We start from the raw sequence: 26,414 nt of genomic DNA, 5'->3' as shown, positions 1-26,414 counted from the left end.
ATAGAGGAGCGGCCTCCTGAGCGTAGGACATATTCTCAGCCTAGCTAAGAATAAGAGCGCTCCACTGCTGAATGGTTATTTCAGCCAGGCTGCACTAGGGAGTCTCCTTCTTGCTCCTGCCGTCTTTGCTCAAGTGATACCCGATCGAACCCTTGGCCAAGAACGGTCACAGGTCAAAACGATAGATGCCATCAATCAGCGAGTTGAAGGAGGGGCCGCTCGTGGCAGCAATCTTTTTCATAGTTTTCTGGACTTTAATGTTGCTGAAGGCCAAGGGGTCTATTTTGCTAACCCTCAGGGCATTGAAAGTATCCTGTCACGGGTGACGGGACAGAATCCATCTCATATTTTGGGGCGATTGGGAGTCTTAGGCCCAGCAGACCTCTATCTACTCAATCCCAATGGGATTGTGTTTGGCCCCAATGCCAGTTTGGATATTCAAGGCTCGTTTTTTGGTTCCACTGCCAGTAGCATTGCTTTAGGTGAGGAGGGCATATTTAGTGCGGTGGCTCCACAACAAAGCCAACTGCTCTCTGTTCAGCCACAGGTTGGTTTTCTGAGCCAAGCGGCTGATCACCCAGGATCGATCATTAACCAAGCCCAGTTAACCACGGGCCAAGATCTCAGTTTGACGGCGGGGCAGTTGGATTTACAGGGGCAATTACGGGCCGGAAGCAATTTAACCCTACAAGCCGCAGATAGTCTCAAGATTCGAGATGGTGAGACCAGTCCATTTGTCGCCGCAGCAGGTAAGAATCTCTTAGTCCAGGGCAATCAATCTGTAGATATTTTTGCATTGAATCACTCTAAGAGCGGGTTTTTCTCAGGTAGGGATATGGTGTTGCGATCGACTAATCCAGTCGGTGGAGATGCCCACTATACCAGTGGAGGAAGTTTTTTAGTTCAACAACTTAATGGTGAACCAGGAACCTTATTTAGTCCCTATGACCCAATTATCCGATCTCTAGGAGATGTTAGTTTTGACAATTATGTAGGAAGTTCTCTACATATCCTGGCTGCGGGCTCAGTCAACATTAACACCGTCAATATTACTGGTCCTGAAATAGGAGCATCAGGAACAGATTTTATTCAGGAAGCCGTTCAACTGTCTGATGGGAGCACAGTAAATATTGATGGTAGTTCTCAACCAACACTGGATGTTAGAGCTGGTGTAGACCCAGCAGAAATTATTACTTCACAAATTACAGGTGTTGATGCCAGTACAGATTCCTTTTTGCCTAATCCTCCAAATTCAAGCACTTTACCAACTAGCACCAATATCGATATAGGAAATATTGTTATTCCACCCCAAGGTCTAGTTTATTTAACAACTCAGTACAAACCTAATTTGGAATTATCAGCTGGCGAGATCACTATATCTGGTGGGATTGACGCTAGTAGCTTTGGAGGAGATGCTAGTTCGGTCATCCTAGATGCACGCAATAACATCGTGTTCCCTGGCAGTTTTATTAACGCTGCTTCTTTTGGTTCTGGTAATTCTGGGGATATAACCCTTTTGGCCAATCAAAATGTTTCCATTTTGAATAGTGGCTTTTTACTAACAACTATTTTTTTTGGACAAGGAAAAAGCGGAAGAATAAGAATCCGTGCTGGTGAGACCTTCCTAGTAGATAACAGCAATATCTTTAATCAAGTAGGTAACCAAGCAACTGGAGATAGTAGTGGTATTGATATTAGGGCAAAGTCTATCAATGTTAATGGTGGTTCCCAGTTATCAACAACTACTTTTGGGCAAGGGAACTCAGGTGACCTGAATCTGCAAGTCCTTGACTTAATTAACGTAAGTGGGACAGGCTCTCGGTTAGATACTAACGTAGGATCTAATACCAAGGTTGATGGCGGAAACTTAACAATTAAAACTAGTAGGCTAACGGTTAGAGATGGTGCCCAAGTATCAGCCTCAACTTTTGGTTTAGGCAATGCAGGAAACTTAACTGTTGAAGCCTCAGAGTCTATTACGTTAACAGGTGAGGCAGATTTTCCAGGTGGGTTGTTTGCCCAAGTAGAGCTTACTGGAGAAGGACGAGGTGGCAACCTAACTGTCGCAACCAAACAGCTAAGTATTAGTAATGGCAGCAAGGTACAAGTTGCAACCTTTGGACAAGGGGACGCAGGAAATCTTTTAGTTAACGCCTCAGATGTGAATATATTCAATTCGCCTAATAATAATTTCTTTTTTACAGGTATTTTTGCTGGAATTCAACAAGACCCTAGATCTATGGTTTTACCCAGAGGAGATGGTGGTAAATTAACGATTAACACTCAACGGCTAAGTATTCGTGATGGCGGAAGAGTAACTGCTTCAACATTAGGTGATGGTAACGCTGGAGATTTGCTAGTTTCTGCACGAGATTTTATAGAAGTTGTTGGAACTAATGGCATAGGAGCACCAAGTATACTCGGTGCTCCAGTAAATCCCCTTGAAGTGAATACTCCCGTGAGTTTAGAAAATGCCGTTGGGAATGGTGGTAACGTCACCATTCAAACTAAACAGTTGAGTATTCGAGACGGAGCAAGAGTATCAGTTAGTACCTTCAGCAAAGGTGATGCGGGCATTTTGAAAATTAATGCATCTGATTTAGTGGAGATAAATGGATCATCTACTGATTTAGTTGAAACAAATGGAGTATCTATTTCAACTGTTATACCCAGTGAAATAAGTGCTGCTGTGGATTTTGAAGGTAATGGTCAAGGTGGAGAAATATTTATTAGCACTGGTAAACTAAGAATTTTAAATGGAGGACTTCTAACCAGTCGCAGTCAAGGTTTAGGAAGCGCTGGAAATATCAATGTTGATGTCCGTGATCGATTTACGGCCATTGATGGAGAAATTTCTACCAGTTCTACTCAAGCGTCTGGTGGAGCAATTAATCTTAAGGCAGGTGAAATTCGCCTATTCGGTGACAGTGATATTCGCACTAATGTTGCCTTTGGTGTTGGTGGAAGTGGCGATATCAATTTGACTGCTGATTCTATCCTCGCCTTTGATGACAGCGATATCTTAGCTTTTGCTGATCCAAAACAAGGTAAAGGCGGCAATATTACCCTGAATACCCCTGCCTTCTTTGGTGAAAACTTCTTTGGCGTTATTCTTACTGGCGTTGACCCAGATACCCTTGATGGCAATGACCGCGTTGACCTGAACGCCACTGGGCAAACCTCAGGCATCATATCTGTGCCAGATGTGAGCTTTATCCAGAATAATTTAACTGAGCTGCCGGAAAACCTGGTGAACCCGGAGAATTTACTCGCAAATAGCTGTATTATCCGCACTGCCGATCAAGAACAAGGAAAGTTCATTGTTACTGGACCCGGAGGCTTACCTAAACGTCCGGGTGATGCTCCCCTATCCTCTTTTCCTACAGGCACTATCCAAACCCCTACCAACCCACCCACCTCTCCTCAATCTCAGCGTGCTCCTAACAAGCAATCGGAGACATCCATCGTGGAACCTCAAGGCGTGTATCAACTCAACAATGGGCGATTGGTGATGAGCCGGGAATGCTCTGATTTATGATCAAAACCTTCTCAGCTCTACCTGATGTGTAGCTATTGCTTACAAATTTTGGCATTACTGCAATTAACCCTCCTGAATTGCTGAGACTGGCCTTAGATCGCTCCAGGTTGAGCTATGAGTGGCGGCAAACCCTATCGATCAAACTTGTGGCTTTCAGGAGTTTGGGGCATGACGTCATTTGGTTCTCTAACAGAAATATTTATCAATAATTGACTAATTTTTTAGTTGCAAGCCATTACCCAATATCAATGATTTCAAAGGCTGGATCCATTTTTTGAACCTTATTTTTGCAGAAATTACATTTAGTTAAAAACTTTGCCTGCAAATACTAAATATTGAGAATCTATGTCTCTTTTACTGCAATTTTCTTTAGCAATTGTGGATCTTATGCAAGCTGTACCTTAACTAAAGCCGAAGCAGTAAAATCTGGGATTGATGACTTGTAGGGTTTCTAAAAAAATATTTCCGAACACGGAATAATAATATTTTATTTTATACTGCGACATTAATATTATTGATTTTAGGTATAGGTAAAGTGAACCCTAATTTGAGGTTTATTGTTGGTTTTGGCTCTGTTTCTGTTGTTTTTTCCGGTGCCAGCATTCCCGCTCAAGCGCAAACATCAGTGCCTCCAGGTGTTGATTTGCCCCCTACTACTCCAAGCACCATTGAGCGCACCTTACCCACCCCTTCCGAAACAGCCCCCCGGTCTATTCCCAATTTGGAGGCTCCGCCCGATTCCAACCTCAAGGTTCCCGATCTGTTAAACCCACCCGAGCCCGGTAACTTACCTGAACAACGTTTTCCGGTTCGGCAGATCGAAGTTTTGGGTAATACGGTCCTTCAATACGAAATTACCCAGTTGGTGACTCCCTTTGAGAACCGTGACGTTACCTTTAATGAATTAATTGGGTTACGGTCTGCGATTACCCAACTGTATATCGACAACGGCTATATTACCTCTGGCGCTTTTTTGCCCAATAACCAAGATCTCAGTGACGGCGTAGTCCAAATACAGGTGGTTGAAGGCGAAATTGAGCGGATTGAGATTAGAGGCTTGAAACGGCTACGAGAGTCTTATGTGCGCGATCGCATCAACTTAGGCACGGATCCTCCTCTCAATCAGCAGCGCCTAGAACGAGAGCTACAGCTCCTTCAGCTCGATCCACTCATTGAGAAAATAGAAACCGAACTGACTGCTGGGAGTACACCAGGGCAAAATATTTTACTGGTTGATATTGATCAAGCCCCCGGTTTTCAAACCAATCTCGCCTTTGATAATTACCGAGCCCCCAGCGTTGGCACCTTACAGGGCACGGTTGATATCGCTCATAATAATGTCCTGGGGTTTGGTGATCGCATCTTCGGAACGTACAGCCTTTCGGACGGTTTAAACACCTTCGATTTAGGCTATAACGTCCCCATCAATGCCCGCAACGGTTCTGTGGGTGTCCAGTTCAGCAATAGCGATAGCGAGATTGTGGAAGCCGCGTTTCGCGATCTAGGGATTAAAAGTGATTCCCAAACCTTATCCTTTAACCTGCGACAACCCATTATTCGTAACCCTGAACAGGAATTGGCGCTGGGATTGGGGTTTGATCTGCGTCGGAGTCAGACCTTTCTGCTGGATAACATCCCCTTTTCCTTCTCTCCCGGTCCACGAGAGGGAGAATCGAAGGTGCGCGTATTGCGGTTTACGCAAGATTGGATTGATCGAAAAGCCCAGCGGATTCTAGCTGCGCGATCGCAGTTTAGTTGGGGACTGAATATCTTTGATGCCACGGTCAACGACACCGGACCCTCTGCTGAGTTTTTCTCCTGGTTGGGTCAATTCCAATGGGTACAACAGCTCTCAGCTCGCCATCTTATGGTCACCCAAGTTAGGGCTCAATTAACGCCCGATTCTTTACTGCCTTTGGAAAAATTCAGTATGGGTGGCATTGATACTGTGCGAGGTTATGCTCAAAATCAACTGTTGGCCGACAATGGGGTTCTTGCTTCAGTTGAATTGCGGATTCCCCTGTTATCTGATGTGGATCGCTTACAACTAACTCCCTTCGTTGAAATGGGTCAGGTCTGGAATAATTCTGGACTCGATCTTGAACAGTCCACCTTAGCCAGTATTGGTCTGGGTGCAAGGTGGAATATTTATAAGGGGCTTAGAGCCCGCGTGGATTTTGGTATTCCCTTGATCAACACGAGCGATCGGGGAAATTCGCTACAAGAAGCAGGCTTTTACTTTTCTCTTCAATACACTCCCCCTGGTTTTTAAGAACTGCGGGTGCTGTTCATTTGAGTTCTAGAGTGATGGGTATGGAAAGCTTGGTAATACCCATTATTTCACGGTCACATTGTCAACGCTGATATCTAGGTCTGCACACTCTATCGCCTGTAGCTGTTATGGATAGTCAAAAATCAGGATTGTTCATCGGGCTATCCACGCTAGATATGATTTATCTCGCCGCTGGTCCTCCTCAAGCCAACCAAAAGCTAGTCGCCCAAGACAGTCTAATTGCAGCAGGCGGCCCCGCCACCAACGCCGCTGCCACCTTCGCCCACCTCGGCAATACTACGCATCTCCTCTCTGCCCTGGGCCAGCATCCCATTACCCAACTGATGCGTTCCGACCTAGCTAGCATCGGCCCATCCATCTATCTCGCCGACCTTACCCCCTCTCACACCCAATCGCCTCCTGTGTCCTCCATCGTCGTTACCCAAAGGACAGGCGAACGCGCCATCATTTCCCTCAATGCCCAGCGCCAAATCGCCCAGCCCGACCAAATCCCTCAAGATCTATGGGAAAAGCTCAACACCACCGATATTATTCTGATGGACGGCCATCAAATTCCTGTCAGCCTCGCCATCGCCAAACAAGCCACTGACATCCCCACCGTCCTAGATGGCGGCAGCTGGAAACCTGGCCTAGAGAGTGTTCTGCCCTATATCAACTATGCCATCTGCTCTGCCGATTTCCATCCCCCCGGCTGTCAGAACACCCATGCCACACTGGCGTACTTAAAACACATCTTGCCTGAACCGACCCGCATTGCGATTACCCAAGGCGATCAGCCCATTCTCTACTGGGATGGCACCACCGGCACCGTGCCCGTTCCCCCCATTTCCCCCGTTGATACCTTAGGCGCAGGCGATATCTTTCACGGTTCTTTCTGCCACTTTATCTTGCACAGCGATTTTCCCCGGGCCTTAGCCCAAGCCGCGCAAGTTGCATCAACTGCTTGTCAGTACTTTGGCACTCGGGCCTGGATGCAGTCTGATCGCCAATCTGCCCCCTAGCTTCCACACGGCTCGTCCTATTGAGCTTACGCAAGCATGAGTTGGCACTGAACTCGGCGTACGAAATTCTCTATACTGCTTAATGCACCCCTGATGTAGCTGATAACGATGGTCCCCTCACGTGTCAGTCCAAACATGGGGGAGAATCCTCATCATTGACACCATTCTGCATGTTTCCATCTTTTTTGCCCCCTGGCGTTTCCCAACTGACTGAAGAGACCTCCATTGCTCTAGCGCAGAAGATTCAGCAAGAAGCCATTTTTACCCCGCTTCGCCCCGACCCTATCCAAACCACCTATGTCCGGCAAGGAGAAGGAGGCGTTCCCCTGGTGCTGCTGAATGGCTTTGATAGCTCCCTATTAGAATTTCGGCGACTGATTCCCAAGCTATCGCCCCATATAGAAACTTGGGCGTTGGATTTGTTGGGGTTTGGCTTTACAGAGCGGCCTGCAGGCGTTGCCTTTAGTCCCACGAATATGAAGGCTCATCTTTATAGTTTTTGGCAGCAGATGATCCAACGGCCTATGATCCTGGCCGGGGCTTCCATGGGGGGAGCGACGGCCCTAGATTTTGCCCTCACCTACCCGGAGGCAGTAGAGAAGCTGGTGCTGTTGGATAGTTCCGGCTATGCTCCTTCTCCCAAAGCGACCAAGTTTATCATGCCGCCCTTTGATCGGTGGTTGACGAATTTTCTGCGCAGCCCTCGGGTGCGGCGATGGGTGAGTGTACAGGCCTATTGCGATCGCAGCTTCGTTACCCCCGATGCCGAATGCTGTGCATCCCTGCATTTAGAGGATCCGAATTGGCACCAAGCCTTAGTGAGCTTTACCAAAAGTGGGGGCTATAACTTCCTCTACGACACCATCAAAGACATCCCTCATCCCACCCTTATCCTCTGGGGAGAAGGAGACAAAATTATGGGGGTTAAAGATGCCGATAAATTTGATCAAACCATTGCCAACAGCCAACTAATTTGGATTCCCAACTGTGGTCACGTCCCGCATCTAGAGCAATCCCAACTCACCGCCAATTATATTTTGGAGTTTCAAGCCACTCACGCCGCTTATGCGAGTCGTGAAACCTAAGGTCAGTTCCTCGAAACCTATGCTCGGTATTCATCCCTATGACTATCCCGTTTATCTTGGCATCTGCTTCACCTGCTCGTCGGCAACTCCTCCAGACCGTGGGTATCGATCCGATCGTTCAGCCCAGTCATTTTGACGAGTCCCAAATCACAACGACCGATCCAGAAGCCTTAGTGACCACCCTGGCGACGGGCAAAGCTGAAGTCGTGGCTCAGCAGCAACCTCCTCCTGCTTTGGTCTTGGGGTGCGATTCTGTCTTAGAACTCGGGGGAGAAATTTTCGGCAAGCCCAAGGGAATTGAGGATGCGATCGCATGCTGGCAAACCCTGCGTGGCCAAACAGGACGTTTACTCACAGGACATACCCTGATCGATCGACAACAAAACCGTCAGCTGGTGCGCTGCCAAATCACTGAAGTAGACTTTGCCCCACTCACGGACTCCCAAATTCGAGCCTATGCAGAAACAGGCGAACCCTTGCATTGTGCAGGCTGCTTTGCCCTGGATGGTCGAGGCGGACTGTTTGTGGATCGGATTAGGGGCTGCCATAGTAACGTCGTTGGCCTCAGCCTGCCGTTGCTGCGTCAAATGCTGGCAGAGCTAGGGTACGACGTTACAGACCTGTGGTTTAACGAATAACCTTGACGGGGGTGCCTACAGAAACCAGCTCAAACAGCTCCCGAATATCCTCGTCATACATCCGCACACACCCGTGGGAAGCAGCTGTACCCACAGAGGATCGATTGGGCGTACCGTGAAATCCAATCCAGTTTTTGCCATTGGTCCAAAAGCCTAACCAACGGGTGCCTAGTGGATTATCAGGGGCACCCCCCGGAATCACATACCCGTTACCCTGAAAAGGATTTTTCCAAGGTGGATTGCGGACTTTAGTTTTAACTGCAAAATCCCCGACTGGGGTTTGCCATCCAGCTTTCCCCACCGCCACCGGATAGGACTTGAGAACCTGATCGTTCTGAAATAACGTCACTTGACGACGACTAAGACTGAGTTCTAATCGTTGAGTAGCATGGGCACCGGGTAAATATTTTTGAGATTGTGCCAAACTCGGCAAAGGGACTTCAGGAATAATTTCCTCAGTGGCATAAGCCAAATTAAGTGAAGTCAGAAAGCCAATCGGGATGGCCATGCAAATAACTTTAATAAATCCTATTTTCATGAAATAAAGGAGAACAACAGTGGGATTCAAGTCTTGTTATACCTAGAAAAAACTAGATATGTCGAGCTATTGCTTGATATTTTTAGTAAACACCATAAAATGGTTTTGCTTTAGCTTAAGGGTATCTCAAAAATAATTTTGTAGAAGAAAATTATTCTTATTAGCTAATAATTATCTTAAATCCTTTAACGCGTCAAGCAACTTTGCTACAAAGTCCTTTGAAGCCCTTAGCGAATCGAACCGTATTCACACCCCTTGATTGACCCACCCGATAGACGTCCTGATCGGCTTGACGCCAGTTAAGCTAGCCCCCGCTTCAGCTCAGGAGCCATGTCGCCTATTTGTCTGTAGTTTTTTCAAAGATCAACTTGATATTCATGCTCTAGGTGCTTGATCCTCTGATCAAAGTTTGAGAGTTGTGCCTTAAGATCTAGCGGGATTTCTGCTGTTAACTGGATAATCGGAACACTCGTATCAATCAGACTTTTGGCCAGCAAGTAGTACTCGATCAGTTCACTCAAAATGTGATACCGATTCTCAAAGTAGCGGCGCTCTTTTGGCTTCTTTGACAGTGAATCGATCTGAAATAGTTGGTCCTCATCATAGGGACGTAATCGTTGAATGGTGTGATATAGATGGGAAAACTCTTTCTGTAACTGTTGAACGCGCTGACCCCAATCAGCACTTTGTCTCAACAGTCGCTGTTCTAGGAGTAACCGACTGCGAATCTGGGGATTTTCTTCTCCACCTCGGTGGACTCTGGCAATGGCGATAGCCACGGCAAAGCTACTCGCAATGGCCGCAACTATAATTGCAGCAATCGCTCCTTGCAACGCCAGCCCCAGCCCGAATATCAATATAGCTGCCCCGATTGCACCTTGAAGCTGAAACTTGCGAATGTTCTGGCGTGGATGCACCAGAATCACCGGATTTGCAGTCTTTTTCTCGATTAACAAAATGGGCTTGAGTTTGCCTAATCCCTTCAGGGGCGTTAGTAAAACAATGGGTTCATCAATCTTGATGAGCTTGTTCAGGGCAACGGTTTTGGTTGCCCCCGTATCGAGCTGGATGCGGGCTTGATAGACTGCCCGGCGATGATAGCTATACCCTAACCAAGCGCCAACCACAGTCCCCGTAGACGCAAAATAGATGGAATGACAATTAGAACACAGTACTGAGCATTTGCGCAGATACTGCTTGTCATTGGGTATGTATAAAGTACTTTGACAGGTTGGGCAAATGCTTTTCATCCCCAATCCAGACGGATGACAGTTTGGCCCATTTTCATTAAAAGAGTGACGAAATTTCTACAGCGGGTTAGTCAAAGGATACTACCGTTTTTGATTCCCCTCAACCCCCAATCCCAGCGACCTGCCACCGATACAGCTAGAGGCCAGAGCCTCAACTAGGCCTCTCACTGCTTCTGATCAGCATCCAGTAATAGGGCTGCGGCATATTTTGCTTCAGCCGCCGCTAAAGGGTGATTTTGCATCATGGCCACAACGATAGCGCCCTGCACTAAGAGCAATAGCTGTCGGGCTAAACGCTCTGTAGATTCGAGTCCCTCGACCTCTGTCACCAAACGGTGGATAAACGTATAGACTGCCTGCTGATGGTCTAATGCGGCTTGGCAACCTGGATGGTTAGGGTTGGCTAACTCAACGGTCGCATTAATAAAGGCACAACCCCGAAAATCTGGGCTCTCAAACCATTCTTGCAAGACATCAAACAAGCGGAGAAGTTGCTGCTTTGGTTCAGAACTACCCTCTTCAACTCTGGCGACAAACCACTGACGCCATTGCTGATCCCGTTGGCGCAGAAATGTTTCAATCAAGGCATCTTTGGACTTGAAATGGTTATAGAGGGACATCTTCGCCACACCGGACTCGGCAATAATCCGATCAATGCCAACATTCTGTATCCCTTCGCGATAAAACAACTGGCTGGCAGTTTCCAGAATACGCTCACGAACCGGCTTGCGAGATGCTTGAGAAGCGGACATGGACTCACGGGAGGATGTAGTAGGCTTCAGCTTATCATTCAGTTCAGGAGATGGAGCCGTTCCTAGGGTGGGCAACCTGCTCTTCGGTTCCCTGAGCGAATTCGCTTTTAAACTCAGGGGTTAAGATTGCCATGCCTGTTTGTACTGCAGGCCTCTGGCCAACCCGCTCCAGCCAAGTCTGAGCAGAAGGATATGGATCTAGATTCACTTCTAAATAGTCATAGGCGGCAACCCATGGGTAGGCAGCAATATCCGCGATTGAATAGTCGCCAGCAATAAAATCACTCTCTTGCAATCGCCTCTCTAAAACACCCAACAAACGTAAGGTTTCTTGCTCATAGCGGTGAATGGCATAGTCAATCGGCTCAGGAGCCGATCGGCGGAAATGACCTAGCTGTCCAAACATCGGGCCAACGCCAGCCATTTGAAACATCAACCACGCCATAACCTGGGCTCGAGGAGCAACCTGTGTGGGTAAGAACTTGCCGGTTTTTTCTGCCAGGTAAATCAAAATAGCACCAGACTCAAACACCGAGACACCCGTATCTTCGTCTTTGATCGTGGGGATTTTACTATTGGGATTAAGGGAAACAAACGCTGGCGTAAACTGCTCCCCCTGACTCAAGTCAATTTTATGAATCGTGTAAGGTAACCCCATTTCTTCCAGTAGAATGGCGGGCTTGCGTCCATTAGGGGTGGTATAGGTGTAGAGGTGAATCATGGCCAGTACCTTTCAAGTTTAAGATTGGGATTGGATTATGGAGTTATCGCCTTCCAGACGGCTAGACGGTCTTTGGCCAGCTCCCTGTCTTGTGCAGGAAAGGAGAAAATTCTTGGAAGTCGATCTGCAAGGGTAATGCTGACTTGAGTAAGAAACCTGCTTCCAGACTGACTTGAACGAGTCGCTCTGCTCCTTCAAAAGACTGCAAGTCTTCGCCCTCCCACATCACGTCGGCCTTGCCCGTCAGTGTCAGTAAATCCCCCGTTTGAAAGTTGGGGAAAAGTAACCCGACTCGTGGATCAAGGATCAGATTACCGATGGTATTAAACGCCAGGTTGCCCGCAAAGTCAGGGAAGGTCAGCGTTTTGGCATTATCCACTCGAACAAACCCAGGTTTGCCGCCGCGATGGGAGACATCGACGCCATGCGCTAGGTTAGACGCACTATCGACATAGCGAGTCGCGATAAAAAAGGTATCAGCTGATTCAACCCAAGATTGAAAATCAGAATCCAAAGCTGCAACGGCAGTCCCAACAATCTCTTGGTTTACTTGTTCAGGGATAAACTGTACTGCTCGTTTTTGAATGTACTGAGGACAGTTGCCAAAGGTTTGTTTCACCGCCACGATAAATCCATCAGAGGTGATCTGATGGATCACGCCATTCATCCGGTTGCGTCGTCGGCTGTATAGATCTATCCCCAACAACCCTATATCAGCGCCTACCTTCAGGTTTTGATGGAGTGGGTCAGCCGCTATGGACTGAGTTTGAATGCTCAAGGTTTGCGGATCCGGGGAGGAGATAAAGCCGGGCTGTCCGGCCACAATCGAGGCCCAAGGGCGTCCCTCCTTATCTAAGCTACCCACGAGCAGGAAAGGCAGCTGCGGATAAAAGGTCCGATGCTGTTCTGGCAGAAAGTCTCGGATGATTCGGCGGCCTTGTTTTTCCATGCGATCGCGAATTCCATACCGTTCTTGAACGGCCTGTTCTCCGGCATGAAACGGGGATGTTTCTCTTGTCCAGCCCGACATAGGAATTGCCTCATCCACTCACTCTAAAAACCAATTAGCCAGCCGCAATCAATTCCATCCGAATCCCACTAGGAATGGCGCACATCATATGGTGCATTGGGGTGCCCCCCAATGACTCCGGTGCAAACTCAATCTCAACACCAGGTGTCTGGCTCAAGGTTTGATGTAAATTGTTTAAGGTAGACAGGCTATCCACTTTGAGGGCAAAGTGGTGCAGACCAATCACATGCTTGCGATCAAAGGGCTTTGCTTGTTCGGGGTGAACGGCTTGCCACAAGGTGATCATAATTGAGCCATCCGAGACAAACACAGCAGGGTAATCCGGTTTTTCACCTACTTGCTTAAATCCCAGGGTGTCAATAAAGAAATCACGCGTTTGTTGTAAATCTAGAACCGTTAAGCCAATATGGTGGGCTCCTTGAGTCACTGTAATGTTAGCCATACATCAGTCCCTTTGGTTTCAATGACATAAACACAGGCAATTAGCTGTTCTAGAACGCTCTCAAAGTCAGTCACAAACGTGGAACGGACTCTGTGCCGATACACAACTGGCTGAACACCTGTCACCAATATTTTATACAGACCTGTCTGTATATTGTCAACTCCTGGAGTTCCCTTGCGCCATTCGGAACCCTGCATATATGGGCCGCAGTAAGAGCTGGGGGCTACAGAAGATCCATCGCATAGGCATCTGGCCCCCGTCCACACTGCCCTATGACATCAGTGGGAAGAAGGCGTTGATCAAGCAGCAAAGGCCATTATGGCAATTGTGAACTCACCATTAATAAAATGACCTAATATCGAGCGGGTAAATAGCTGACCAACCAAGGACATCCAGTCTGAGCCTGCTGTATGCGCACAGGAGGTCAATTTGCCTCAACCTGCAAACAGGATTCATCTGATGTTCTTGCTGCTAGCTTAAAACAACTCTGGAGATCTGATGAGGTTAAGCACTCAGTTTGGATAATTCCAAGGTATTCCATTCCGGCTCTAGTAAATGGACCAAAAGTAGATTCACAACCTGTTGAGCTGAGTGGTAGCAGTCTTCATGGAGGCCCGTTCCCCAAGTCCATCCTCCTGTAAAGTAAATACTGTTTTGCCCTTGAACTCCCCTACGATGTCTCCCCCACAAAAGTTTTTGGGCTTTTAGGGCTTTAGCATTAACCATATTGTGCTTAAAGTATGTCTGGGCAGGTGTGCCATCAAACTGCTTGAGAACATACTCCTCTGGAATGGGAATGGCAGGGTTGAGCGTGACAAAATATTCTTCACTTGCCGCTTGATACAGATGGTGGTTGGCATCATTTTGGTGCCGATTGCAAACGTAGGAAATAGTGTAGGGACGCAGTTGCACATCGCGATGGATTAACAAGTTGTAAGTACGCCAATGTGCCTGATTGGGTGGGAGCAAAGGGGCATAGGTATGGGCAATAGCCACACTATTGTTGTAACTAAACTGACTCAGCACCTGCACCATATCACTCGTGATCCCCTGCTGAATCAACTGTAATGAAGTGGAAGCATGGCAGGCCATAATGGCAGCATCAAAATGCTCAAATTCGCTGTGGTTAAGCAGAATATTGACACCTGATGTATCGCCTAATACTTGAACCGCAGCATTACAGACAATGGATACGCCTTGCTGAATCAGAGCATGTTGTAAGGCATCGATCCAGGTCTGACAACCGCCTTCGATATAGACTCGCTCGGGTGAATCCCCCCCAAAGCCTTCCTGTAAGCAATAGTGATTCATAATCGCGACAAACGACATTGTCGACGGTGCCGTATCGTTGACGAAATACATGCCGTTGATGCGAGGGTAAAGATTGTACTCAACGAACGCCGCTGGGTAAAAATTAGGATCGTGATCGGGGTTATTTTCATTGCGGTATTGAATATACTCAGCCACTGAGAATTCAGTGAATGTTGGATCTTGGCAATCCAATGGGGCTTGTCGACTAAAGTTGTCAAAACCCTTCTGTACCTCAACAGGCATCGTGGTAAAAGCTCTAGATCCCGCTTGATAACCAGGCTCAATAACATAAGAAATAGAACCATCCAACGTGCTAAATGCTGCTGAGTTTTCCAGCGGTTTATAGGGGACCTTTAACTCCTTCAATAGAGCCAGTATATTTTTGTACGTGGCAAGATTAAAATCATTTACACCTAAATCAGCCCAGCGCAGCGTAGATGAGTGATGGGAGTTGCCAATATTGAACTGTACAGTTTGGACATTTCCACCGACTCGAGTATTTTTTTCAAAAATAGTAATTGAAGCATCAGGTCTTTTTTTCTTGAGCAAGTAAGCAGCTAATAAGCCTGAAATCCCTGCCCCAATGATTGCAATTTTCATCTCCCACAAAGCTCCGTAAATATTCATTGGCGGAGGAAACACATGCTGTTCATGCTGTAACTCTCCCTGGGTCTTCTTGCATAATGCCCCGATTATTTAGCAATCCGACACTTCCACTGTGGCCTTCTTATGATGAGTCATTTGAACACCCAAATATTCTTTATAACTGATAACCTAATCGTAAAATTTAACCTGTAGTTTTAACTTTCTATTCTTCAACTCCCTCACATAAATTTATGGTTAACCTAAGCATTAAAGAAACTCAATGGTTTATAGATCAGGTCATCTTTCCTTTATAAAGGTATATTGGTTCCTAAAATAAGAGGCAATAATTCTACTGCAGAAAAAGATAGATATTTATGGCAATGGTTATTTCATTGCTAGAATAAATTCTATAACTATTTGGTGGCTAAATTTTCTTGCAGTACAGAAAAACTTGTATTTAAATTATTGAGGTTTAGATAAATAAACGCAAGGATTTTTTGGATATATTTTAGGCATAAATATAGAAATTATGTTTTCTAGCTTATGTAACTTAAGAGCTGATTTTAGCACTGACATACTAGTAGAAACTTAATAGTCAAAATATTCTTCTGTAGAGACTTTAGAAAAAATAAACGCAAGGATTCAGGTGGCAAAAGATTGACGAAATAAGAGGGATGGCTAGGGGATCAATTGGGTGGCAAGCTATATCGTGCGCAGCCAGGTCAGTTTGCGTCTAGAATCAAATCTAGAATTCAGTGTTCACCCTTGCTGGATCTTGCCAAACTAATTGAATGTGGTTGAGGTCCAAAATACCGATCGCAGTCTCCCCTTCCATGACTTGTAACTGAGACTGTCCCGACTTTAGCAATATCGATAATGCTTGTCGCAAAGAGCGATTACTGCCAATTTTAGGTAAGTGTGAGATTACGAAGGAAGTGGATTCCATCACACTGCGGACAGGTAAAACGGATAGCTGTTTCAGCACGTCTTGAGTGCCTACTAGTTCTTCGACAAAGACGGAGGCAGGCTGGGTCAAGATTTGCCAAGGTGTACCGTACTGGACTAACAGCCCTTGGTTAAGGATCAAAATGCGATCGGCCAATTGTAAGGCTTCTTCAATGTCATGGGAGACAAACAAAATCGTTTTCTGGAACTGTTGCTGTAACTGCAGAAGCTTGACCTGTAGAGATTTACGAGTAATGGCATCCAACGCACCAAACGGCTCATCCATCAGTAGCACTTCCGGGTTGGCTGCTAAAGCCCGCGCTAACCCTACCCGCTGTTGCTGTCCACCGGAGAGTTGACTGGGGTAACGTTGGCCAAACGCTAGAGGCAGTTGAACCAACTCTAATAATGCTTCCACCCGAGCTGCCATTTCAGTTTTCGACCACCCTAATAACTTAGGAACTACCGCAATATTTTGAGCAATGGTCATATGGGGAAACAATCCCGCTTGCTGAATCACATACCCCATCCGACGACGCAGAGTGGTTAAGGGAATGGTTTGAATATCGTTATCGTTAATAAAGATCTGTCCTGTGGTTGCTTCGTATAAACGATTGACGAGCTTTAACAGTGTGGTTTTACCACAACCCGAAGGCCCTAAAATCACAACCACTTCCCCAGCGTTGACCTCAAAGGTGCAGTTGCGCAGTGTTGGCTCTGGCATGCCTGGAAATTGTAAGCTTACCTGTTTAAAGTGCAGCATCGTCTAGGTGAAAGTGACTGCGTAATGCATCTACTACAGATCCAGCATTATGAAGGGTCCAACCTGTCATTTACCGATTCCAGACGAGTACTTTTCGACTCATCCGCAACGTTGTGGCTACATATTTAGGCCCTCAGAATAAGAACCATAACATTGTCGAGCGCAATGACTATCAGCCGTAGAACGATTGCGGTATAGTTTGTACTGCGGGTAAAGGGTTAGCACCGGAGAAAAACAATGCCAGTTGCCGTTGGAATGATTGAAACCTATGGATATCCAGCTGTTTTATCAGCAGCAGATACCATGGTTAAAGCCGGTCGTGTGGCCCTGATGGGGTACACTAGCTGCGCCAGCGGTCGCTATGTGGTCTCCATTCGTGGACCTGTGGCGGAAGTGAAACGGGCGATGGAGGCAGGTATTGCTGCTGTTGAAGGGATGCCTGGTTCGGCCAAAGTCGAATCCCACTATATCGTGCCGAACCCCCCTGAGAATATTGAGGCGATTTTGCCGATTGATTACTCAGAGCGTTCGGAACCCTTTCGCACTTGAGGCGAAGGATAGAACCTGCCAGCGCTAATTTATATTTACACTATCGTCTTTGAGGAAAGAAGGAATGCCACAGGCAGTTGGGTCACTGGAAACGAAAGGATTCCCCCCCGTATTGGCGGCAGCAGATGCCATGGTCAAAGCTGGGCGCGTGACCTTAGTGGGTTATATCCGTGCGGGAAGTGCTCGGTTTACGATCAATATTCGTGGGGATGTCTCTGAGGTCAAAATGGCCATGGATGCTGGTGTGGCAGCGGCTGAAAAGACCCCAGGGGGTGTATTAGAAACTTGGGTGATTATTCCCCGCCCCCATGAAAATGTGGAAGCGGTGATGGATATCGAGTATGGCGATGAAGTCGAAGAATTCCGCCTGGCCGTTGAAGGACTGGCCTAAGGGGTTATCTCTCCCTATCCGCTTGGCATTCGTTGTGAGTTAAAGGGGGCAATTTAGGGATCAAGCGATCGCAAGTTCCAACGTTCCAACAGAATTCCTTTCCTTTTAAGACATTGTTGAGGAAATAATCGTTTGCCTCCACCAACGGCCTCGCAGTGAGAGACCGTTGCAGGTATCACATGGCGCAGGGACTGAGTCGGCACTAGGCTCAACCCGATAATGCAATCCTAAGAATAGCTTTTCAGGGGCTGTTTGCTTCAAACTGGATTAGAATTTGCTCATAGTGGTAAATAGACCTGAATTCGGATCTAGATGGCGGATCTACAACCCTATCTCCAGCTTCTTCAAGTCTCTAAGGACGTCACACTGGCCGAATTAAAGGCCGCATTTCGACGTCACGCACGGGAGTGTCATCCTGATCTTCATCCTGACAATCCGAATGCTGAAGCTGAGTTTCAGCAATTAAGTGAAGCCTATGAGATTGTTTCTGAAACACTATACCCTTCCACGCCAATCGATGAATTTAGACATGCCGATCATAGTCAGAGAGTCACAACAGCCCAAGCGTTGTATGCCCGCGCGACGCAAAAGGTAACAGACAGAGATTACGAAGGGGCCTTAGCGGACTATACGGCAGCGATAGACCAGGATCCTGAATTCCTTGATGCCTATCTCAAACGCTGTCAGGTCAGGTTTGTGCAGGGGGATGATTCAGGGGTTTTAGCGGACTGTCGTACCATCCTCAAACTAGATGATACGGTTGCCCAAGCTTATTATTACCAGGGACGAGCCCGTTTTCAGTTAGGGGCCGTTCCCTCTGCGATCGCAGCCTACAGCCAGGCGATTGCCTTAGATGAGTACCATGCCAAAGCGTGGTTCCATCGGGGGCGAGCCCGTCTCGATCTGCAAGAAACGAAATTGGCTCGCAAAGATTTACAGCAAGCTGAATCCCTCTTTCAAGCCGAAGGGAAATCGACTGAAGTGCATCGCGTACAAGTCATCCTCCAAGACCTTGACCATCACCCACGCCGCCCACTTAAGGTCAAATCGCCTAGTCGACGTCCTTTTCGTCGAGAGAATAACTTCCTTAAAGATATCTTCATTACCATTCCTCAGTTCTTTTGGAATCCTAGCGGTGGCTTGCTCCCCACCTTTGCCCGCTTATCTCCAAACCGAGCAAGGATAGTGGGTATAGGATATGCTGCGATCGCAACGCTATGTTTTGTCTTGGCCGCTAATCTCTATCCCCTCGTCTTCGTCTCAATCACCCTATTAGAGCGGATTATCTTAGGCATTGTCCCCTTTCTCAGCTTGGTGGGTCTGAATCAGTTAGCCCGCAACATCACGCGTACGCGAGGGAGCTGGACCAGCGATATTTTTATCAGTGGTGCAACCCTATTACCGTTGGGCCTGCTCATGTTTGTAAGTGGATTGGTCGCACAATTAGGCCCCTGGGGTATTGTCTTATCTGCAACTTACTTAGGCTGTGATGCCGTCTTGATTCTATATTTCGGCTGTAGCCAAATCAACAATCTGTCAGAGCAAAGTGCCACCTTAGCTGTTCCTACTCAGTTCCTGGCAAGTGGTGGCCTCACCTATTGGACCTACACCTTATTGGCCAGCTAACCCGGGGGGATTAAGAAATTGTGATCGTTACACTTATTGTTTTTCTGGGCTGGATTGTTTCCGTCTGTCTCCATGAATTTGGTCATGCCATTGTGGCCTATTGGGGAGGCGATAAAACAGTCAAAGAGAAGGGTTACCTGACGCTCAATCCCCTCAAGTACACCGATCTTTCCCTGAGCTTAGTACTACCGCTGGTCTTTCTATTGATTGGCGGCATCCCCTTACCGGGCGGCGCCGTTTATATTAATCACCGTCTGATTCGGAACCGGAGTTGGGAAAGTGCAATGTCTGCCGCTGGTCCCTTGATGACGTTGCTGGTGGCCGTGTTACTCTCCGTGCCCTTTCGCTTAGGCGCTTCGCCCAACTTTGAGACCTTCGATTTAGAGGCTCTCACCCTTCAGGATCAAGTTTGGCTGGGACTGGCCTTCTTAGGGTTATTGGAAGTAGCAGGTGTGGTCTTAAATCTACTTCCCATTCCCTCTCTAGATGGATTTGGGATTATCGATCCTTGGTTGCCAACATCGATCCAGCGGAAAACGAGGAAACTGAGTCGGTATGGGTTTTTAGTCCTCTTTGCCTTGCTTTGGTTTGTTGATCCGGTCAGTGATGCGTTTTGGCGGTTTGTGTTTACGCTCAGCCAACAGCTCGGTGTTCCCCTATTTATGTCAGGATTGGGCTATCGCGTTTTTAGACAATGGTCTTGGGTACCGTTAATTGTTCTAGTGGCCACGATTGCCATTGGGCAACGACTCAAACCTGGTCTTCAGCAACAAAAAGGGACCTCTTCGAGAGAGACCATCCATTTAAAGCGTGAGATCGCCGCCTCCGATCAGGCAATTGCCAATCACCCCAATCAGCCACAGGTTTGGTACCGACGGGGACAGTTGCTATTAGACGATCAGCAATACGAAGCCGCAGAGGCTGCCTTACACCGAACCATTCAACTCCAGCCGCAGAACGCTGATGCATGGCACTTGCGCGGTATTACTTTGTTATGGATGGAGCAGTATGAGCATGCGATCGCAGCCTTTGACGAAACCCTTCATCTTCAGTCTGATCAGTCCTTAGCCTGGGTACATCGGGGCCGGGCTAAGCGAGGCTTACAGCGCTATGAGGATGAAATTGCTGACTATAACCAGGCCCTCGCCATCGATCCTGATAATGCCAATATTTTGTGCGATCGTGGCCTAGCCCACTACCACTTGCAGCAATATACTGCTGCTCTTGATGATTACGACCGGGCTGCATATCTCGACCCTTCTGCTTGGCAGGCTTGGTATTTAAAGGGGCTTGCCTTAATGCCGCTACACCAGTACGAACGAGCCCTTCGCTGCTATAACCATGCCCTCGATTTGCGAGCCGATGCTGCCCCAACCTGGATTGCTAAAGGTTCGGCTCTATTACAACTAGAGGATTATGAGGGGGCAACAGTCTCCTATGATCAAGCCCTGTCCCTAGAACCGGAAAATGCCACAGCAGTGTACAACAAAGCCTGTACCTATAGTCTGCAGGGGCAATTATCCGCAGCCTTAGCTACATTAGAACAGGCTCTGCAACTGGATCCTAGATCATGTCAACATCTCATTTCTACGGATGCCGATCTAGATCCACTGCGCTCCATACCGGAATTTCAGAAATTGATTACCCGTTTTATCTCCAACTCTGATGAGGCTGCCACTTCCAACTAACTCAGTAAAACAGGCCAGCGGTACAGGATAAATCTCAACAAATTAATCAGCCAAATCGCCATCAAACTCCATAAAAATAGGGTAAACCACTGGGGAAGATGACTAGCCTTGGTGACCCAGGTCTGACTTTGCCAAAGTTGCAATAGCCGAAAGGTAGAATACAAACTGCCAATAATCACCGCAATACCTCTTAAGAAGATAGGTGTCAGGATCAGCTCAGACAGGATTTGGGCGATGAAAACAATCAGATAAGCATCCAATATTCGGCAAATTAAGCGTTGTCGACGGTGCCAAACTCGCATCAGTATGGGCATCAACAATCCCATCAAAGCGACAACCATATGCCAGTAAGGAGCAGGCGGGGGCAGACGGGCAGCAATATCTAGATCCAAGGCAATCCATTGGACCTTAGCTAAGCTCCCGACTAGAAGTGTCAGTAGTGTGGCACTCGTAATAAACCCTAAAATTACTTTTGGCTTCAGGGTGGGTGGGCAAACCATGATCACAGGTCAAAACACTCCCAATACGCCAGCGAAGGATTCCCTTATTCTCCGTGACCGCTAACCTTCTGTCATGCCCTTGTTCAAATCATCCTGTCTGTACTCATTCACCAAAGATGCCGAGACCTATCATCCAGCCCCTTGATAACGCACTACTTTGATCCAATTCACCGCCTGCTATAACGGTTTCAGACACTTTCATGCCTAGGAATAGGGGACTTTGTCTATTGGACTAGGACCGCGAACGCCCTACGCTACACTAAAAAGCGTAAGCAGCATACTTAGGAGCCAATGGCTGACTCTGCCAAGATCATGCGCCATAGCCAATTGTTAAATCGATTGGTGATTGACCGCGACACGACAGAAGAATTGGGTCGGATCGATGTGGTCTGGATGCACCCCCCGGCCCATCGGGTGATGGGGTTTATTTGCAAACCTGGCTTAATGACCAAGCAGCGCTATGCTTTTAACCTCAAGCAGCTTTATCGGATTGGCCCGGAGAGTATTTTGGTCTCCTCAGGTGCTGCCGAAACCAATGTCAAAGAAGTAGCACTGCTAGAAACCCTGATTGGCCTGGAGTTATGGACTGATGTTGGGGAACGGTTAGGCCGGATTATCGATTGTCTCTTTGATCGGCAAACAGGCAATATCACCCACTATCTGTTCAAGTCTGCAGGCTGGCGAGGCTTTACCAGTGGGGTATACCAACTGCCACCGCAATCTGTGATGAGTTTTGGCCGCAAAAAAGTGCTGGTCACAGCCAAAGTGAGTAAAAACCTGAAGATATTTCAAGAAGGATTGGAAGATCGGCTGGTACAGGTGAGCGATCGCATCAAGTCGGGCTATACCCAAGAACTCGATTCCCTCACTGCTCGCGCCCAAAAGCTAACTCAACAGGCGGAAGAACGACTCCAGAAGCTGGCTGAACAAGCCAACGAACAGGTGGAAGCCTTTGGCCAAGCTGAGGAGGAAGAAGACTTCGGTCAGCAGCTCCAGGAAAAATCCCAGAAGCTGATGCAGCAGGCTAAGAAAAAAGGTCGGGCGTTATGGGAGCGAGTCGAAGATGGTGCCTTTAACCTGACGGAAGAACTAGCTAGCCCGACGGAATCCCGTCCGGCGTCTCGTCCAAATGTGGAAGCGGTTACCCAAGAAGACGTGATTAAAAATATTCCGATCGAGGACTTAGAGGATGACGAACCTTGGATCTGAAGCCAGTGCATTGCTAACCCGGATCCCCGAACCGGAGCTAATGGATGATGATGACCAGGCTCGGGCCTATGCGGAGGCGGACTTCGCAGAACCTCATAATCACTTTGTTCAGCTCCTGCAAGAGACCTTCCCTCAGTTACCTAAGACAGGAACAGCCCTAGACTTAGGCTGCGGTCCTGGGGACATTACCCTACGCTTTGCCCGTGCCTTTCCAGCCTGGTCGGTGGAAGGGTGGGATGCCTCGGAGGCGATGCTGAATTTTGGCTATCAGGCCGTAGCCGCAGCCGAACTCCAAAACCGCATCACCCTGAAAAAAGTATATGTACCTCAACGTGATACGGCTAGCGATACCCAACGTGATCCAGTATCGTTTCCCCTTATTTTTTCCAATAGTTTGCTTCACCATTTGGCGGATCCGATGGCCCTGTGGACGGAGGTAAAACAACAGTCAGGGCCAGGAACTTTGGTCTTTATTATGGATTTAATGCGCCCCAAAAAGCGAGAGACCGCGAGGGATTTCGTCGATCTCTATGCCCAGGACGAACCGGAAGTACTAAGACGAGATTTCTTTAATTCGCTATTGGCAGCCTATCGGGTGGATGAGGTGCAAGATCAGCTGGTTCAAGCCGGGTTAGATAAATTACAGGTAAGAGCAGTGAGAGATCGCCACCTTATTATCTGGGGCCAAATTTCGGGTAGTCCACTAAATACCTAGAAGAATGCTGTCTGGTCTCTTTAGCGCAGTCTGCTCGACTTGCTAGTGTAACAGTGGTATCAGATAGGAATGAAGACTGATGAGACTAGAGCTGTGGGAAGCGGTAGATGATTATTTCGTCGATCTCCTGATATCTTCAGATCCAGTGCTAGAAGCTGCCCTGCACGATTGTGATTCAGCAAGACTCCCTCAACACCATGTCTCTCCTAATCAGGGCAAGCTATTGCACCTATTCGTTCAAATTCAGGGAACCCGCCGGGTCCTGGAGATAGGAACATTGGGAGGCTACAGCACTATTTGGTTAGCGCGGGCCTTGCCCTCAGATGGCTATTTGGTAACCCTGGAAGCTAATCCACACCATGCTGAAGTTGCCCGGAAGAATCTGGCTAGAGCACAGCTGATGGATAAAGTCGATCTGCGAGTCGGTAATGCCTTGGAGACCTTGCCTGAGCTGCAATCAGCAGCACCCTTTGATTTTATTTTTATTGATGCTGATAAGCCCAACAATCCCTATTATCTGGACTGGGCACTCCGGCTTGCCAAGCCAGGAACGGTGATTATTGGCGATAACGTTGTGCGCAACGGAGAAGTCGCCAATGCCCAAAGTTCTGATCCTAAAGTCCAAGGGGTGCGTAGCTTTTGTGAATTGCTAGCTGCAAACCCTCGGGTGTCGGCCACGGCAATTCAAACCGTGGGAAGTAAAGGCTATGACGGATTTGCGATCGCACGAGTGACCCACTAGCACTCAGACCAATGAACACCATCGAAGCGCTTACCATTGCCACAAAAAGACTAGTTGTCACCTGACAATAAGATGCTATACGCTGGAACCATAGAGCGTTGTTATGGCAAGACGATCCCATCCCAAACCGGAGGTTGAAGCAGCACTGCAATACGCTGAGCGAAATCAGTGGCGGATTGAAGTGGGTGGGTCCTATGCTTGGGGCAAAATGTACTGCCCCTACAACGATAAAGACTGTAGATGTGGAACCTTTTGTATTGCCAGTATTTGGAGTACGCCCAAGAATCCAGGGAATCATGCCAAACAGATCCGGCGAATTGTTGATAACTGTAGTCGGCACAACCCAAGTGAACCTAGTAATGTAGCGGAATAAATCATGAATGAATATGACTTTACGCTGAAATTTACACTGCAGCCCCCAAACGCTGAAACCACAACTGTTCAACTCGATCCCGATCACTATGTTGAGCAACTCTACGAAAGTGGTTGTGATGATGCCTTAATCGGTGTCGGTAAACAAGGCTTGATTTCACTCAATTTTAATCGTGAAGCACAATCCGCCTATGCTGCTATTGCGAGTGCCATCTCAGAGGTCAAACAAGCCATCCCCTTCGCAACGCTAATCGAAGCAAGTCCTGATTTTGTAGGACTTACAGATGCAGCTAAGATTCTAGGCTGCACGCGACAAAATGTACGAAATCTCATTGTCAATGGTGTACCCAATTCTCCGCTTCCGATCTATGAAGGAACACCTTCACTGTGGCACTTAGCAGACCTATTGCTTTGGTTACAGACGGATAAATCTTATGAGATTGATGATGTTTTGCTGGAAACGGCCCAAATGACGATGAAATTGAATGCTGCTAAGAGTTGGCAAAAAGTCGGGGTAGAGCTGCAAGAGGATATCAAATATTTAGTGGCCTAGGTGATAGGCAGATATTGATCCTCAACAGCATTAATGGATTATTGACAGCCTTTTTGGTCTATCTTTAATTGTTACTTTTAGGCGTTCACCTCATAAAAATGGTTTCAAATCGAATGATACCTGTTGCTCTAACCATTGCAGGTTCCGACAGCGGTGGCGGAGCAGGCATCCAAGCTGATCTACGGACTTTTGCCTTTCACCAGGTTCATGGCACCAGTGCTCTGACCTGCATTACGGCCCAAAATACCGTGGGCGTCAATCGGGTGGATGCCTTACCCCCAGCAGCAGTAGTAGCTCAAATCGATGCGGTTGCTTCCGATATTGGGGTGCAAGCAGCCAAAACAGGGATGCTGCTCAATGCGGAGATTATGGAAGCAGTGGCGGCGGCAGTTCAGCGACAGCAAATACACCAACTGGTGGTTGATCCGGTGATGGTATCGCGGGCTGGGGTAGTGCTGATTGATGAGGTTGAGATCGCAACCCTCACAACCCACTTACTCCCCCAAGCCTTAATCCTTACCCCGAATCGCTATGAAGCCCAAATCCTCAGTGGGCTAGAGATTCACACCCTCATAGATATGTAGAATGCTGCCCGCAAAATCTTCGATTTGGGACCTAAAAATGTCTTAGTCAAAGGCGGAGGCATGAGCGATACGCTTTTAGGTATCGATGTTTGGTTTGATGGCCAACAGATGGAGACCCTGAAGACGGAAACCGTTGCTACGACGAATACCCACGGTACGGGCTGTACGTTGTCGGCTGCGATCGCAGCTAATCTTGCCCTAGATAAACCACCCCTAGCAGCTGCCAAAGCCGCAAAAACCTACGTCACTCAAGCCTTAAAACATGCCTTAGACATTGGTCAAGGTCAAGGCCCCGTTGGCCATTGGTTTCCACTGGTATATGACTTCTCCCGACGCTGATGCTAAGCATACAGCCCGGACTTTTCAAGATTGCTCTTGAAAAGTCCGGGCTTCGTCCGATCTTGTCTAACATTTAGAGCACTAAACAAACCAACCTGTGCCGTTCCTACTATTAGAGTTCAGCAACAGCTACAGCCGTCCGCTGCAGCGATTTGTTAGGTATGTTGCCGACAAAACTATGAATCTCAGTTTCGTAAAACTGAACCATATCCTCTTCAGGCATAACCAGGATATCAAAGTAGTAGAAGCTTGAC

General features: G+C 47.6%; 23 protein-coding genes and 1 pseudogene. 15 read left to right on the top strand and 9 right to left on the bottom strand.

What is annotated here, in order from left to right:
* Positions 1-133: 133 nt before the first annotated feature.
* The 5 genes from Q0986_RS05545 (at position 134) to Q0986_RS05525 (ending at position 8,555) form a co-directional block, all read left to right on the top strand.
* A complete protein-coding gene (locus Q0986_RS05545; RefSeq protein ID WP_299405518.1) occupies positions 134-3,538 on the top strand; it encodes a filamentous hemagglutinin N-terminal domain-containing protein in 3,405 nt (1,134 codons plus the stop codon).
* 547 nt (positions 3,539-4,085) lie between these two features.
* Complete coding sequence (locus tag Q0986_RS05540; RefSeq protein ID WP_299405513.1) at positions 4,086-5,810, top strand: ShlB/FhaC/HecB family hemolysin secretion/activation protein; 1,725 nt, start codon at positions 4,086-4,088, stop codon at positions 5,808-5,810.
* Positions 5,811-5,938: 128 nt separating this feature from the next.
* Positions 5,939-6,832 carry a PfkB family carbohydrate kinase gene (locus tag Q0986_RS05535; RefSeq protein ID WP_299405510.1) on the top strand — a complete coding sequence of 298 codons (894 nt, stop codon included), beginning with the start codon at positions 5,939-5,941 and terminating at the stop codon, positions 6,830-6,832.
* 170 nt (positions 6,833-7,002) lie between these two features.
* Positions 7,003-7,917: an alpha/beta hydrolase gene (locus Q0986_RS05530; protein WP_299405506.1), complete on the top strand. Its 915-nt coding sequence runs from the start codon at positions 7,003-7,005 to the stop codon at positions 7,915-7,917.
* Between the two features lie 38 nt (positions 7,918-7,955).
* Positions 7,956-8,555: a nucleoside triphosphate pyrophosphatase gene (locus Q0986_RS05525; RefSeq protein ID WP_299405502.1), complete on the top strand. Its 600-nt coding sequence runs from the start codon at positions 7,956-7,958 to the stop codon at positions 8,553-8,555.
* Here Q0986_RS05525 and Q0986_RS05520 read toward each other — a convergent pair.
* The 8 genes from Q0986_RS05520 to Q0986_RS05485 form a co-directional block, all read right to left on the bottom strand.
* On the bottom strand, positions 8,545-9,063 hold the full coding sequence (locus Q0986_RS05520; protein WP_299405498.1) for a L,D-transpeptidase: 519 nt from the start codon (positions 9,061-9,063) through the stop codon (positions 8,545-8,547). The two genes, Q0986_RS05525 and Q0986_RS05520, sit on opposite strands and share 11 nt — an antisense overlap.
* Before the next feature lie 386 nt (positions 9,064-9,449).
* The gene (locus tag Q0986_RS05515) at positions 9,450-10,343 is read right to left on the bottom strand and encodes a hypothetical protein (protein WP_299405493.1); all 894 of its coding nucleotides are present in this window, start codon (positions 10,341-10,343) and stop codon (positions 9,450-9,452) included.
* Between the two features lie 164 nt (positions 10,344-10,507).
* Positions 10,508-11,095 carry a TetR/AcrR family transcriptional regulator gene (locus Q0986_RS05510; RefSeq protein WP_299405489.1) on the bottom strand — a complete coding sequence of 196 codons (588 nt, stop codon included), beginning with the start codon at positions 11,093-11,095 and terminating at the stop codon, positions 10,508-10,510.
* Positions 11,096-11,138: 43 nt separating this feature from the next.
* Positions 11,139-11,816: a glutathione S-transferase N-terminal domain-containing protein gene (locus Q0986_RS05505; RefSeq protein WP_299405485.1), complete on the bottom strand. Its 678-nt coding sequence runs from the start codon at positions 11,814-11,816 to the stop codon at positions 11,139-11,141.
* A 61-nt stretch (positions 11,817-11,877) separates the two neighbouring features.
* Positions 11,878-12,846 (bottom strand): pyridoxamine 5'-phosphate oxidase family protein, encoded by a 969-nt coding sequence (locus Q0986_RS05500; RefSeq protein ID WP_299405480.1) that lies wholly within the window; start codon positions 12,844-12,846, stop codon positions 11,878-11,880.
* A 34-nt stretch (positions 12,847-12,880) separates the two neighbouring features.
* On the bottom strand, positions 12,881-13,288 hold the full coding sequence (locus Q0986_RS05495) for a VOC family protein (RefSeq protein ID WP_299405476.1): 408 nt from the start codon (positions 13,286-13,288) through the stop codon (positions 12,881-12,883).
* A gap of 504 nt (positions 13,289-13,792) precedes the next feature.
* Complete coding sequence (locus tag Q0986_RS05490; protein WP_299405472.1) at positions 13,793-15,199, bottom strand: FAD-dependent oxidoreductase; 1,407 nt, start codon at positions 15,197-15,199, stop codon at positions 13,793-13,795.
* Between the two features lie 730 nt (positions 15,200-15,929).
* Positions 15,930-16,892: an ABC transporter ATP-binding protein gene (locus Q0986_RS05485; RefSeq protein ID WP_366918522.1), complete on the bottom strand. Its 963-nt coding sequence runs from the start codon at positions 16,890-16,892 to the stop codon at positions 15,930-15,932.
* 237 nt (positions 16,893-17,129) lie between these two features.
* Here Q0986_RS05485 and Q0986_RS05480 point away from each other — a divergent pair, with 237 nt between their 5' ends.
* From Q0986_RS05480 to Q0986_RS05465, 4 genes are all read left to right on the top strand, one after another.
* Positions 17,130-17,441, top strand: coding sequence for a carbon dioxide-concentrating mechanism protein CcmK (locus Q0986_RS05480; RefSeq protein ID WP_299405462.1), 312 nt, complete (start codon positions 17,130-17,132; stop codon positions 17,439-17,441).
* Positions 17,442-17,505: 64 nt separating this feature from the next.
* The gene (locus tag Q0986_RS05475; protein WP_299405459.1) at positions 17,506-17,832 is read left to right on the top strand and encodes a carbon dioxide-concentrating mechanism protein CcmK; all 327 of its coding nucleotides are present in this window, start codon (positions 17,506-17,508) and stop codon (positions 17,830-17,832) included.
* Positions 17,833-18,144: 312 nt separating this feature from the next.
* Positions 18,145-19,458: a DnaJ domain-containing protein gene (locus Q0986_RS05470; RefSeq protein WP_299405454.1), complete on the top strand. Its 1,314-nt coding sequence runs from the start codon at positions 18,145-18,147 to the stop codon at positions 19,456-19,458.
* A gap of 20 nt (positions 19,459-19,478) precedes the next feature.
* Positions 19,479-21,146, top strand: coding sequence for a tetratricopeptide repeat protein (locus Q0986_RS05465; RefSeq protein WP_299405450.1), 1,668 nt, complete (start codon positions 19,479-19,481; stop codon positions 21,144-21,146).
* Here the strand turns inward: Q0986_RS05465 and Q0986_RS05460 are convergent.
* Entirely contained in the window at positions 21,143-21,652 is a 510-nt protein-coding gene (locus tag Q0986_RS05460) for a hypothetical protein (RefSeq protein ID WP_299405446.1), read from the bottom strand. The two genes, Q0986_RS05465 and Q0986_RS05460, sit on opposite strands and share 4 nt — an antisense overlap.
* Before the next feature lie 285 nt (positions 21,653-21,937).
* Here Q0986_RS05460 and Q0986_RS05455 point away from each other — a divergent pair, with 285 nt between their 5' ends.
* From Q0986_RS05455 to thiD, 6 genes and pseudogenes are all read left to right on the top strand, one after another.
* Positions 21,938-22,855, top strand: coding sequence for a PRC-barrel domain-containing protein (locus Q0986_RS05455; RefSeq protein WP_299405442.1), 918 nt, complete (start codon positions 21,938-21,940; stop codon positions 22,853-22,855).
* Positions 22,836-23,570: a class I SAM-dependent methyltransferase gene (locus Q0986_RS05450; RefSeq protein ID WP_299405438.1), complete on the top strand. Its 735-nt coding sequence runs from the start codon at positions 22,836-22,838 to the stop codon at positions 23,568-23,570. The genes Q0986_RS05455 and Q0986_RS05450 overlap by 20 nt, the downstream gene beginning before the upstream one ends.
* A gap of 76 nt (positions 23,571-23,646) precedes the next feature.
* Complete coding sequence (locus Q0986_RS05445; RefSeq protein WP_366918523.1) at positions 23,647-24,312, top strand: O-methyltransferase; 666 nt, start codon at positions 23,647-23,649, stop codon at positions 24,310-24,312.
* A gap of 103 nt (positions 24,313-24,415) precedes the next feature.
* On the top strand, positions 24,416-24,685 hold the full coding sequence (locus Q0986_RS05440) for a hypothetical protein (RefSeq protein ID WP_299405429.1): 270 nt from the start codon (positions 24,416-24,418) through the stop codon (positions 24,683-24,685).
* A gap of 3 nt (positions 24,686-24,688) precedes the next feature.
* Positions 24,689-25,237, top strand: coding sequence for a DNA-binding protein (locus Q0986_RS05435; RefSeq protein ID WP_299405426.1), 549 nt, complete (start codon positions 24,689-24,691; stop codon positions 25,235-25,237).
* Positions 25,238-25,335: 98 nt separating this feature from the next.
* Positions 25,336-26,160 (top strand): annotated as a pseudogene (thiD, locus tag Q0986_RS05430) (bifunctional hydroxymethylpyrimidine kinase/phosphomethylpyrimidine kinase).
* Positions 26,161-26,414 lie beyond the last annotated feature (254 nt).

It is taken from the genome of Acaryochloris sp. IP29b_bin.148 (assembly GCF_028285565.1).
Lineage (GTDB): Bacteria > Cyanobacteriota > Cyanobacteriia > Thermosynechococcales > Thermosynechococcaceae > Acaryochloris.
Note: the sequence above shows the minus strand (reverse complement) of the source record. Positions and strands in the feature narration are given on the sequence as shown.